Origin of the sequence: Shewanella atlantica (assembly GCF_003966265.1) — a bacterium.
Classification (GTDB): Bacteria; Pseudomonadota; Gammaproteobacteria; order Enterobacterales; family Shewanellaceae; genus Shewanella; species Shewanella atlantica.
The window spans coordinates 161,694-173,848 of the sequence record NZ_RXNV01000002.1 but is presented as its reverse complement, the minus strand read 5'-3'; the positions used below and the strand labels follow the sequence as shown (position 1 = coordinate 173,848).

Below are 12,155 nucleotides of genomic sequence, written 5' to 3'. Positions count from 1 at the left end.
GCATAAACTGCTCCCTACAATGACTTGGGAGGTGCGCATGGCGAATTTCATAGATAGACGACTCAATGCTAAGGGAAAAAGCACGGTTAATCGTCAACGATTTATCAACAGATACAAGCAGCAGATAAAAAAAGCTGTGAGTGACGCTGTCACTCGACGCAGTGTTACTGATGTTGATAAGGGTGAAAAAATCGGGATCCCGACGAAAGACATTAGTGAACCTTCCTTTCATCAAGGACAAGGAGGAGTAAAGGAGCGGATCCACCCTGGCAATGATCAATTTACCCGAGGAGATAAAATCGAGCGGCCACCTTCTGGCGGAGGTCAGGGTTCCGGTCAGGGAGATGCTTCAGACTCAGGTGAAGGACAAGATGATTTTGTCTTCCAGATATCTAAAGATGAGTACCTTGAACTGTTATTTGAAGATCTGGAGTTACCCAACTTACAAAATAATCGCCTAAACAAATTAGTCGAATACCAAACTTATCGTGCAGGCTTTACCAATGATGGAGTGCCGGCGAATATCAATATTGTTCGCTCGCTGAGCTCATCATTAGCACGCAGAATTGCAATGACCTCCACCAAAAAGGGCCAGCTTAGTCTGCTGGAGAAAGAACTTGAGGAGCTGGAAAATACGCCCGGAGCAGAGGCGGAAAGAATTCTACTTCTCAGGGAGCAGATAGAAGAACTCAAGCAGAAGATAAAAAAAGTTCCCTTTATCGATACGTTTGATCTCAGATACAACAACTTCGCCAAACGAGAAATCCCTTCTAGTCAGGCTGTCATGTTCTGTCTGATGGATGTATCCGGCTCGATGGACCAGGCGACAAAGGATATGGCCAAACGTTTCTATATTCTTCTCTACCTCTTCCTAACCCGAACCTATAAGAATCTCGACGTGGTCTATATACGCCACCACACCCAAGCTAAGGAGGTTGATGAGCACGAGTTTTTCTATTCTCAGGAAACGGGTGGCACTATCGTTTCCAGCGCATTAAAACTCATGCATAAGATACAGAAAGAGCGCTACCCGGAAAGCGAATGGAATATCTATGCAGCACAAGCTTCTGATGGTGACAATTGGGCTGATGACTCTCCCGGATGTAAACAGATACTTGAAAAGAACCTGCTTCCGGTAGTGAGATACTTTAGCTACATAGAGATCACTAACCGCGCCCATCAAACACTCTGGCGGGAGTATGAAAACCTCCAAAAGTCGTTTGATAACATCGCCGTCCAGCATATTAAACAAGCGGAAGATATTTACCCGGTATTTAGAGAACTATTTAAGAAGCAAGCTGTTTAAGGGGGCGCTATGGATGCTAAAAAAAAGAGAACTCCACTTGATGATGGGCCTGATTGGAACTTCGAGCTACTTCAGTCCTATTTAACTGAAATTGAAAGAGTGGCTGCACACTATAAGCTTGAATCTTATCCAAACCAGATAGAGGTCATTACAGCCGAGCAGATGATGGATGCTTATGCCGGCATTGGTATGCCAATAGGTTATACCCACTGGTCCTTCGGTAAAAAGTTCATTGAAACCGAACAAAGCTATAAGCGAGGTCAGATGGGCCTTGCCTATGAGATCGTGATTAACTCAGATCCCTGCATAGCTTACCTTATGGAGGAGAATACCATCACAATGCAAGCCCTTGTGATGGCCCATGCGAGTTTCGGCCACAATAGCTTCTTCAAAAATAATTACCTCTTCAAAACCTGGACTGACGCCAGCTCGATAATTGACTATCTGGTTTTTGCGAAAAACTACATCAGTCAATGCGAGGAAACTCATGGAACTAACCAAGTCGAGCTTATCATCGACTCCTGCCATGCATTAATGAACTATGGCGTCGACCGCTATAAGCGTCCAAGCGAAATATCATTCAAAGAGGAGCAACTAAGACAAAAAGAGAGGGAAGAATATCTACAGAGCCAAGTTAACGACCTATGGCGCACCATTCCCTTAACGCCTCAAGATGATATCGAAAAGGAAGCATTCAGCTTTCCGGAAGAACCTCAGGAGAACATTCTCTATTTTATTGAGAAGAATGCACCTTTGTTAGAGCCCTGGCAGAGAGAGATTGTTCGGATAGTAAGAAAAATGGGTCAGTACTTTTACCCTCAGAAGCAAACTCAGGTAATGAATGAGGGGTGGGCTACCTTCTGGCATTATACTATTCTCAACCACCTCTATGACGATGGCATCGTCACCGACAGGTTTATGATGGAGTTTCTTCAAAATCATACCAATGTCATTGCACAACCTAGCTACAACAGCCCCTACTACAGTGGAATAAACCCTTACGCCTTAGGTTTTAATATGTTCGTGGATATAAGGAGAATTTGTGAGTCTCCTACCGAAGAAGACAAACTCTGGTTCCCTGATATTGCCGGCAGTGATTGGTTAGAAACATTACACTTTGCAATGCAAAACTTTAAAGACGAGAGCTTCATCAGCCAATACCTTTCGCCTACCATCATCAGGCAGTTCAAGCTATTTGGCATTCTTGACGACGACAAGAAAAATTACCTGTCAGTCTCGGCCATTCATGATGAACAAGGGTATAAAGATATCCGTCAGATGTTGTCGCAGCAATATAACCTTTCGAATATTGAGCCTAACATTCAAGTTCAAAAGGTGGATATCACCGGAGACCGATCTTTAACATTAAGATATGTACCGACTCACAGAATCCCGCTTGCCAAGAGTTGTCATGAAGTCGTCAAGCATCTACATAGACTCTGGGGCTTTGATGTAAGGCTCGAAGAGTCTAACGAAGAGGGAGTGCAAAGTATCATTGCCTCTTGCCCGGATAAACAAACAGAGGAGTAATACCGATTGGTATAAATCCTGACTTTCTGGATCTGATATTAGTTATAGATATAAAAAAAGCGCCAATAGGCGCTTTTAAATTTCAATGTCGCAAGTTATGCGAATTTGAAATCGATGTGCTCAATAAGAGGCTTGAATGCGTGACGCTGCATTGCCTGCACGCGAACTTTAACGTCTTTACCATCAACAGTGATAGTTAGGTCGCTTGAGTAGAAGTCAGCATTTTCTTGTAGGTTGATGATATCTTTATGGTCAAACTTGATAGAGATAGGCTCTTTACCAGCACCATAGATAACAGCAGGAACTTTATTCGCATGACGTAGGCGGCGGCTCGAACCTTTCCCGATTTCAGTGCGGATTTCAGCAGCGATAGTGTAAGACATAGTTTTCTCACTTAAATATAATAAATTTCAGATTGTCCCCGTTTTCGACCAACGAAGACTCTTTTTAAAGCGGGCACATTCTAACACAGGACGCACCAGCTAACAAAGAACTTATTACTAAGATAAGAGACGCCCGCCACAATCTACCAGGTACGAACAGGACCGGTATCTACATGAATAAAACCTGATTGAGGGTAATACCCTACTCCACCTAACTTTAGCTCAATGGCAGCTTCACGTAGATGGCTCAAATTTACGTCAGGGATCGCTATATCCATTGCCATTCCCTTCATGTGGTAACTCTTTTTCGCAACACCATTACTTTTTGAGGCTAACATAGCATTGGTTTTAGGCGAACGATATCCGGAGATAACATTGAAGTCTTGTTCCACATTTAACGACTCTTTTAACTTAAACAGGAGGTCATATAATCGTTTGTCCATAGGGGCTGACTCATTGCGCCTATGGTCTCTTAAAATATGACTGAAATCCGATAAGATACCACTTTGGTAACTTCCATCTATCCAATAGCTTCCTTGCCCACGTTCCCCGGTATGTAAGTTACGAAAACCTAAGCTTCGCACTCCTGTAGTCGATCGACTTGCCTGTACTTTTGTGGGGATCATTGAAAACATTGCAACGCCACCAAGGCCTAACAACAACTGCCTACGGGCTGGACATACTATTGACACACTACCACCGCTGTATACTTTTTAATCACGAATGCCAATAAACTAAACGTTATTGCCAGTGAAATCAAGTGAACGAGAGAGACTGTAACGACTATTTAATGTGCTATGAATTATCGTTTTTCGATTAATGCAAGGTTACCCGTTGAATTTTGGTTATAAATATCATTTCTAAATTGTGAGTTCCCTTCACTGTCGATCCATGCGGTCCAGTACACTAAATGAACGGCCAAAGAGTTATCGAGAGCGAACCATTGTGTCTTCTGCCTCTCAACTTGCATATCCACCCAAGTTTGCTTATCCCTGACTAAATTCGATGCCATCCAATTAGCCAGGCTCTCTACATTTTCGATTCGAATACACCCCGATGACAGTGCCCGGTTTGATTCCTCAAACAGAGACTTATCCTCGGTGTCATGCAGATAAACATTATATTCATTGGCAAAGAAAAATTTGTAACGGCCTAATGTATTCCCTTCACCCGGCCTCTGTACCAAACGATACGGGAAGCGACCTCGTGCTAACTCTTGCCACTCTTCAGGGCTTTTCTCAATTATTACCCCTTCAGAATTGAACACATCGAAATTACGTTGAGTTATATAGCTACCATCCTCTCTGACCTTAGGTAATAGGTCTCGCCACAACAGACGCCTGGGGACCCGCCAACTAGGGTTGAGTACAACATTTGATATTTGACTGCTTAACATGGGGGTCTGGCGATAAGGTTTACCAACGATGACTCTGGATTTAAGCTGTATCTCATCACGGTCAACGAGTACCATCTCAAATGCAGGAATATTAATCAGTAAAAAACGTTTATCCAATGAGGCTAAGTAACTGGATTTTTTTAAGAAATTATTTGCTAATAAACGCGCTCGATTCTTTGGCGACGTGTTTAACCATCTTAGGGTTTCCGGCCCTATTACTGCATCTTGTTTTAAACCATGTCGTCGCTGGAAACTCAGCAAACTCGTTACAAGTGTTCGGTTGAGTTGCTTGTTGTTACTGTCGTAGCTATCTAAATCGCCAAGCATATTGAGCCGAAAACTGATCTCAGGTATTGATTTATGATAATCGCCCTCTTTCAGCCATCCGCCAATAACAAGTGGCTTCCAGGGATAATGCTCACTTAGCCATAACAGGTAACGTAGCCTATTGCTAACAGGAAGATAATCGCTCGAAGTAGGTTCTAAAGCAGTGGCACGTAGGTAAAGGTCGTCTGTAGCTTTGACCCTATTGATATTATTAGGAATATTTTTAGTTTGCCAAAAATGTTTTAAATCTGCTTGAATACCTTCGGCGCTACCGAGTTTCTCCTGTAGAGTCCCGCTATGTAATAGATGGTAAGCATCTTCAGAGTGTTCACTTGGCCTAACTAAGTTGACTAGTTGTAGTTGGTAACGTAATGAGTTTAATCCGGCATCAGCCCTGTCCATCGCGGCGGCAGGACCATAATACAAGGCCAATAAAAAGCCGGTACATATCAAGTAAACAAGATTTCTTAGCGGCATAACTCTCCTCCATGTTCTCAATCACAAGGAAAAGTCATTCACCAATTTCCATGTAGTACTTACAAGTATGGCAAATATTTATGCATGCGAGGCTAATACACTGAAGAGATTTGAAACGGAATAAGTCGATTATATAAATTTGAAAGCCGATGAAGAGCAAAACTGCAGTACATATGTTCATCGACTACGAATGTTCAAAAGAAAAATCAAGGTGCTTTTTTACTTTGAGTCGCCCTGGTGATCAAGGTATTACCAGTACTTGGCACGTATCTAAACTGCCAATGCTCTACTTTAGAGCGATTGTCGGAGATGTAATCATAAAAGCAATAGGTAGACTCATTCGGCGTACCATCACCTTTATATAACTGACCACCAGCATACCAATAGACGATATCTGTTTCCGGGCCAAAGTCGCCCCCAGATTTCTTAGCACGTACTCATCGCCTTCCATTAGACCTGTCCAAATCTGCCTGCAATTATCTCCGTTTAATACAGTGCCATCGCCACCGTTTTTCGTGCTAAAGGGTTAACCCGTTTTACTGGAATCTACGGTTCCGTCGCCATAACAAGCCAAGTCTTCAACCCGAGCAGTGGCTCCCGATGCGGCCCAACAGCTGTGATACAGACTCACGCCGGAACTGAATGCGCCAAATGCACCTTTAGCCGCCGAGTCATGTGCATCTTGCCCCAAATTCATAAACTTAGGCAGCGCCACAACAGATAAGATCCCTAAAATGATAATCACGACAACTAGCTCTATCAGAGTAAAGCCCTTAGAAATGGTGTACTTAATTACCGCTACTACCTTTAATCACGTTCATAACCAACTAGATATGCATTATATACTCATGATTCTTTTATCGTCACGAAAAACAGATGAATACCCCATACAGTATCACTTGACATCCGCTAAACCCTAAAGAAGAGACGTTAATCAACATTAACAACCAACAAAAGAAACAACCCCAAGACAAGTGCTACATTTGGGGCTGTCACTTCTGGCCCAAAGTTCCAGCCCTGATGGTCATCAAGAATGAACCGGTATGTGTATATCATTTCGAGAGGGATTTTATCCTCTACCCTTATTTGCCGAAATTCAGATACAAAAAAGCCCTAACGTAAGTCAGGGCCTATTGCTCAATCTCTAATGAGAATTGATGGTACCCGAGGCCGCATTTGAATTGGCCGTGCATTATTAAGAGTGCGAGGGATGTTAATCTTTTATTCAGCATTTTGGGGATACAAAAAAGCCCTGACGTAAGTCAGGGCTTGAATGATGGTACCCGAGGCCGGACTTGAACTGGCACGTGTATTTCAACGGCGCGAGGGATTTTAAATCTATACCGCCAAATTCATTATTCATCAGATACAAAAAAGCCCCGACTAATGTCGAGGCTTCATTGTAATGGTACCCGAGGCCGGACTTGAACCGGCACGCTTATTCAGCGAGGGATTTTAAATCCCTTGTGTCTACCGATTCCACCACTCGGGCAAACTCGTTGACTTTGATGATACGTATTATCGGTAGTTAATACTGTTTGCCCTGATTAAAGAAACAAACTCATCATAATCGAATATGGAGGCGCGACCCGGAGTCGAACCGAGATCGACGGATTTGCAATCCGCAGCATAGCCATTCTGCCATCGCGCCATATTTATTATCTTCAAAAGAAGATTAAATCAACTTCACTTACTAAGTAAGTTAGTCAAAAGAGAATTTGGAGCGACATATCGGGTTCGAAACAAATCACCGATATCCTATAACTAGGTATCGCGCAGTTGATTTAAATAAAGAGTCAACTGAGCTAATGTCGCGATTCTCAAAAGAGAATTTGGAGCGACATATCGGGTTCGAACCGATGACCTATACCTTGGCAAGGTATCGCTCTACCAACTGAGCTAATGTCGCTTATCAAACTATTTGCAGTAAGTGATTTGCATTGCTGCTTTCCCCTGACTGCGAAATGGCATTCTACCGATTTAGGCACAAGAGTCAATCGCATATTTGATGATAAATGACTGCTTGCACACTAAATAGTCTCATTGCATTTTAATTATCCGATTCAGCAGTAAGATCGCCCCAAGCGGCAAGAATGTAACTCATCATGGACCAGAAAGTCAGTACTGTAGCCACGTAAAACAACCCAAAAGCGGCGTAAGTTAAAAAGTCATTCGGTTTCCAAATCAAACCAATGATCGCAATCATCTGGGCTGCGGTCTTATACTTTCCAATCCAGGAAACGGCAACTGCGCCCCGCTTACCAATTTCAGCCATCCATTCTCTCAATGCCGAAATGACAATTTCTCTACCAATCATAAAGAGTGCAGGTAGTGTTAGCCAAACATTATTATAGTCAGCCACGAGTAATACGAGGGCTGTTGTTACCATAATCTTATCAGCAACCGGATCTAAGAAGGCACCAAAGCGTGTCGATTGCTTTAGCTTCCGTGCTGCATAACCATCGAGAGCATCGGTAACTGCGGCGAGCCAGAAGACGAAAGCTGCAACAAAAGGAGCCCATGAGTATGGTAAATAAAAAATAACCACGAAAACAGGCAGTAAAAACAACCTGAAAAGAGTTAACGCTATAGGTATATTAAACGGCATGAGAAAACCAATAGTTTAAAAGCAGCGACAATCTTGCCTTAATTTTACTAGCCTCGCAATGAATCATGTATCGTTTGTGCCATTTCTAAACTAATACCGGGCACTTTTGCCAGTTCTGCCACACTTGCCCCCTTAACTTCCTGTATACCACCTAAATATTGCAAAAGCGCTTTACGACGTTTAGGCCCGACTCCGGCAATTGACTCTAAGGTGGATGTATTTCTTGTTTTCTGACGCTTATTTCTGTGGCCGGTAATGGCAAAACGATGTGACTCATCGCGAATATGCTGAATAAGGTGTAATGCTCCTGAGTCGGCCGAGATGGTGAAAGATTGCTCATTTTCACCATGTGTCAGTGTCTCTAATCCAGGTTTTCTTCCTTCACCTTTCGCAACACCAATCAGCATTGGTGTCTTGTCTATATCGACAAATTTTTCATCGACAATTTTTTGTGCGATACGTAATTGGCCCGTACCACCATCGATGAATAGCACATCCGGAATTTTGCCACTCTTATCAATTTTATCAAATCGTCTCGTTATCGCCTGTTTCATTGCGGCGTAGTCATCACCCGGCGTGATCCCATTGATATTGTAGCGCCGATAATCCGCTTTGCTGGGCCCCTCTCGATTAAATACGACACAGGAGGCAACGGTACTCTCGCCCATGGTATGGCTGATGTCGAAACATTCCATCCGTTGGATCAATGTTGACACTTCCAACGCCTCTTCAAGTAACAAGAAACGTTGTTCTACCGTATTCTTATGGGATAAACGGGTATTCACCGCATTTGTTGCATTAGTCACCGCTAGCCGTAGAAAGTTGGCTCTTTCACTGCGGACACTGGTTTTAATCTCTACTTTCTTCTCGAGTGCTGTCTGTATTGCCCTCTCCAACTCAGGCAAATCATCAAAACTGTGGCTTAATAATATTTCTTTTGGGACGGTCCGCTGACTATCTGAGTTGAGATAAAACTGAATCATAAATGCACTCAGCACTTCATCTAGTTCAGTTTTGGCAGGGACGCTTGGGTAATAACTTCTGCTACCAAATATTTTACCATCCCGAATGAACAATAGATGAAAACAAGCGACACCGGAGGCATAGTAAGCACCAATCACATCCATATCGCCGGAGGTGTTTGACACCTCTTGCTGTTCTGCCACCCTTCTTAAGGCAGCTATTTGGTCCCTGTAACTCGCCGCCTGCTCATATTCCAGGGCCAGTGCAGATGCCTCCATCTTCGAAACCAGTTCGGTCATAACTTGCAGATCTTTTCCTTTGAGGAACAGACTCGCCAGCTTAACTTGAACAGCATACTCATCATCACTGACTTTATTAACACAGGGAGCACTACATCGACCTATTTGATATTGCAAACAGGGACGCGACCGAGATTTATAATAGAGGTCATCACACTGACGAATGGGGAAGATTTTTTGCAATAAGTGAAGGCTCTCCCTCACCGCACCACCGTTTGGGTAAGGACCAAAATAAGTGCCTTTATCCCTTTTAGGGCCGCGATGATACGACAGCCTAGGATGCTTATGATCGCTTAATAATATATATGGGTATGATTTATCATCTCGAAGCAGAACGTTATACCTCGGCATATACTGCTTGATATAGTCATTTTCAAGAATAAGGGCATCGGTTTCGCTGTGGGTAACGGTGACATCAATATTGGCGATATGAGAAACTAGCGCCTGAGTTTTTACATTCGGTAAATTGGCACGAAAATAGGAAGTCAGTCGTTTCTTTAAATCTTTAGCCTTACCGACATAGATAACAGTCCCCTCGTCATCATACATCCGGTACACGCCCGGCGATGAGGAAACTGTTTTCAGAAACAACTTTGAATCAAACGTAGAGGGCATAATGTTCAAGTAAAGTGTTTAAATAAAGTATTTAAGTATGATGTTCAAATATGGTGTCGATTAAAACTGACCTGTATCCAACATTTTATAACGAATGGCCAGCCGAGTCAGTTCTACATCTCCACTGATACCAAGTTTTGCAAACAATCGATATCGATAACTATTTACCGTTTTTGGGCTTAAGTTTAACTGCTCGGAGATCTCATTAACCTTCTCGCCACTGGTGATCATCATCATGATCTGCAACTCACGCTCCGAAAGGGCCTTAAAAGGATTTTCTTCCGATTGATTAAACTGACTTAGCGCCATCTGTTGTGCTATTTCAGGTGAAAGATATCTTTGTCCATGAGCGACCTGGCGGATAGCTTGAAGCACTTCCGGAGGTGTGGCCCCCTTTGTCAGATAGCCAGATGCTCCGGCTTGCATTACTTTTGTAGGAAACGGATCTTCGGTATGGATAGTCAACACAATAATTTTAGCGTGAGGTTGATAACGCAATATTTTTCGAGTTGCTTCCAGACCGCCGATACCTGGCATATTCATATCCATCAAGATAACATCGGCTTCGTTACCACGGCTCCACTGAACAGCTGTTTCACCATCTCCAGCTTCACCTACCACTTTTAAACCACGTTCATCTTCAAGGATACGACGGATCCCCGTTCGAACTAACTCATGATCATCGACCAAATATACTGAAATCAACTGATATTTACCTTAAAAGTAGAGCGATGAATCAATTCGATTCACAATCTTATTTACTGGTAATTTAGCCCATTAGAGACCAATAGGAAAGCGCTATTTATAATAATGTAACATAATGAATTTTAAGTAAACTATTGCAAAAAACTATTGACAGCTAACCGCCAAAGAACAAATTCTTGCACATTTAGTTCCTATCTTGTTGGAGTGTATGATTTTCCATCTACCGATATTAAGCCGTATTCACAAGAGTAAAGTATGGTTCAAGGCTCAATCATGCCCATCAAGACCTAGACTAATTGACTAGCTCAAAGTATTAAGTGCCAGGGCGTTAGTGTAAGCACTTCTCAGGACGGGACACTTTCGATTCGAAAAAGGGCTACTCTTTCGAGTTGTCCTTCATCTGATTATCTATAACAAATAGTGGCGGAGAGATAGCGAGCTTTAAACATTAGGAACCCAGGGTTCAATTAAAGAATCTCAGATACTAAAAAGGGCCCCTTTTCCGAGTGGCCTTTCGTCTTAAATATGCTGTAGAGATAGTGATCTTTAAACAATAGGAACCCTGGGTTCAATTAAAGAACCTCAGATACGAAAAAGGGCCACTCTTCCGATTAACCCTTCATCTGACTCTTTATAACAGACCGGGGCGGAGAGATAGCGGCCTTTAAACAATAGGAACCCTAGGGTTCAACTCCTTTTAATACGAAAAAAGGCTCATCATTTCTGATGAGCCTTTCGTCTTTAATATGGCGGAGAGATAGGGATTTGAACCCTAGATGGGCTACAAACCCATGCCGGTTTTCAAGACCGGTGCATTCGACCACTCTGCCATCTCTCCGAACGAGCGATATAATAGCGCCCTGCCCCCTATGTGTAAACACCTATCTTGCCACCAGCCAATCGAATGCTCATTTGATCGTCAAATTGATTCACTCTCATCCAAAGTGACTCAATAAAAACCAATACTGGCTTAGATAATACGCTATTACATCGTCAAAACGGGCTCATTACAGAGATGCACAAATCCAACACTAGATTGGCGATCTATTCAGGCATTGTTTCACCGGAACCACCGGCTTCACTCGGCATATCTTTCATTTTCGGTAACCCATCTTTAATGGGTAAAACACTTTCTTGATAATGAACATGAATACCCGGCTCAAACTTAAGTGATGGAATGCTTGCGGCAAATACATCAACCAAATTCATTGTCGGATGTTCAGTCAAAATGTGTCCGCCACATTCACGACACCATTTGCGGGTACTACCGGGAGTCTTATTAAAGCTGGAAATTTTATCGGCCCCGGCAGTGATGTTAATGGCCTCTGGATCCCACAAGGTAAATGCATTTACAGGTCCTGCCGACCACTTACGGCAAGATTCACAGTGACAATAGCCCATCCCATTTGGGGTACCCGTAACTGTAAATTGAACGGCTCCACAAAAACAGCTACCTTGAAAACTTGGTTTTGCACTCATAATGTCATCCTATATATAGCGTAAGATTATTGATAAGTGCTTTGAAGTGTAGTCTAAGGGCGCTCAA

The 12,155-nt window shown here is 42.9% G+C and carries 9 protein-coding genes, 4 tRNA genes and 1 pseudogene; 2 read left to right on the top strand and 12 right to left on the bottom strand.

The window, feature by feature from the left end; genetic code table 11:
* The first annotated feature begins 37 nt into the window (after window positions 1-37).
* Both EKG39_RS06030 and EKG39_RS06025 read left to right on the top strand, forming a co-directional pair.
* Window positions 38-1,306 carry a YeaH/YhbH family protein gene (locus tag EKG39_RS06030; RefSeq protein ID WP_126504854.1) on the top strand — a complete coding sequence of 423 codons (1,269 nt, stop codon included), beginning with the start codon at window positions 38-40 and terminating at the stop codon, window positions 1,304-1,306.
* Between the two features lie 9 nt (window positions 1,307-1,315).
* Window positions 1,316-2,836: a SpoVR family protein gene (locus EKG39_RS06025; RefSeq protein ID WP_126504853.1), complete on the top strand. Its 1,521-nt coding sequence runs from the start codon at window positions 1,316-1,318 to the stop codon at window positions 2,834-2,836.
* Between the two features lie 95 nt (window positions 2,837-2,931).
* On the opposite strand, the gene rplY is transcribed toward EKG39_RS06025, so the two are convergent.
* From rplY to EKG39_RS05965, 12 genes and pseudogenes are all read right to left on the bottom strand, one after another.
* On the bottom strand, window positions 2,932-3,219 hold the full coding sequence (rplY, locus tag EKG39_RS06020; RefSeq protein ID WP_126504852.1) for a 50S ribosomal protein L25: 288 nt from the start codon (window positions 3,217-3,219) through the stop codon (window positions 2,932-2,934).
* Between the two features lie 143 nt (window positions 3,220-3,362).
* Complete coding sequence (gene mepK / locus EKG39_RS06015) at window positions 3,363-3,911, bottom strand: peptidoglycan L,D-endopeptidase MepK (protein ID WP_126504851.1); 549 nt, start codon at window positions 3,909-3,911, stop codon at window positions 3,363-3,365.
* Window positions 3,912-4,021: 110 nt separating this feature from the next.
* On the bottom strand, window positions 4,022-5,419 hold the full coding sequence (locus tag EKG39_RS06010) for a L,D-transpeptidase family protein (protein WP_126504850.1): 1,398 nt from the start codon (window positions 5,417-5,419) through the stop codon (window positions 4,022-4,024).
* Between the two features lie 206 nt (window positions 5,420-5,625).
* Window positions 5,626-6,212, bottom strand: a pseudogene (locus tag EKG39_RS23735) (type II secretion system protein).
* A 613-nt stretch (window positions 6,213-6,825) separates the two neighbouring features.
* Window positions 6,826-6,911 (bottom strand) — tRNA-Leu (locus EKG39_RS06000).
* A gap of 85 nt (window positions 6,912-6,996) precedes the next feature.
* Window positions 6,997-7,070, bottom strand: a tRNA-Cys gene (locus tag EKG39_RS05995).
* 182 nt (window positions 7,071-7,252) lie between these two features.
* A tRNA-Gly gene (locus EKG39_RS05990) sits at window positions 7,253-7,328 on the bottom strand.
* 141 nt (window positions 7,329-7,469) lie between these two features.
* Window positions 7,470-8,027 carry a CDP-diacylglycerol--glycerol-3-phosphate 3-phosphatidyltransferase gene (pgsA, locus tag EKG39_RS05985; protein ID WP_126504849.1) on the bottom strand — a complete coding sequence of 186 codons (558 nt, stop codon included), beginning with the start codon at window positions 8,025-8,027 and terminating at the stop codon, window positions 7,470-7,472.
* 47 nt (window positions 8,028-8,074) lie between these two features.
* Window positions 8,075-9,904, bottom strand: a complete 1,830-nt coding sequence (gene uvrC, locus EKG39_RS05980) for an excinuclease ABC subunit UvrC (RefSeq protein ID WP_126504848.1) — start codon at window positions 9,902-9,904, stop codon at window positions 8,075-8,077.
* 60 nt (window positions 9,905-9,964) lie between these two features.
* On the bottom strand, window positions 9,965-10,609 hold the full coding sequence (gene uvrY / locus EKG39_RS05975; RefSeq protein WP_126504847.1) for a UvrY/SirA/GacA family response regulator transcription factor: 645 nt from the start codon (window positions 10,607-10,609) through the stop codon (window positions 9,965-9,967).
* A gap of 747 nt (window positions 10,610-11,356) precedes the next feature.
* Window positions 11,357-11,447: transfer RNA gene (locus EKG39_RS05970), tRNA-Ser, on the bottom strand.
* A gap of 206 nt (window positions 11,448-11,653) precedes the next feature.
* Window positions 11,654-12,088, bottom strand: coding sequence for a GFA family protein (locus tag EKG39_RS05965; protein WP_126504846.1), 435 nt, complete (start codon window positions 12,086-12,088; stop codon window positions 11,654-11,656).
* Window positions 12,089-12,155: the final 67 nt, after the last annotated feature.

Excerpts from the sequence above, each read along its gene's own strand:
- EKG39_RS06030 (WP_126504854.1), top strand. The coding sequence starts at position 38 with ATGGCGAATTTCATAGATAGACGACTCAATGCTAAGGGAAAAAGCACG.
- EKG39_RS06025 (WP_126504853.1), top strand. The coding sequence starts at position 1,316 with ATGGATGCTAAAAAAAAGAGAACTCCACTTGATGATGGGCCTGATTGG.
- rplY (WP_126504852.1), bottom strand. The coding sequence starts at position 3,219 with ATGTCTTACACTATCGCTGCTGAAATCCGCACTGAAATCGGGAAAGGT.
- EKG39_RS06010 (WP_126504850.1), bottom strand. The coding sequence starts at position 5,419 with ATGCCGCTAAGAAATCTTGTTTACTTGATATGTACCGGCTTTTTATTG.
- pgsA (WP_126504849.1), bottom strand. The coding sequence starts at position 8,027 with ATGCCGTTTAATATACCTATAGCGTTAACTCTTTTCAGGTTGTTTTTA.
- uvrC (WP_126504848.1), bottom strand. The coding sequence starts at position 9,904 with ATGCCCTCTACGTTTGATTCAAAGTTGTTTCTGAAAACAGTTTCCTCA.
- EKG39_RS05965 (WP_126504846.1), bottom strand. The coding sequence starts at position 12,088 with ATGAGTGCAAAACCAAGTTTTCAAGGTAGCTGTTTTTGTGGAGCCGTT.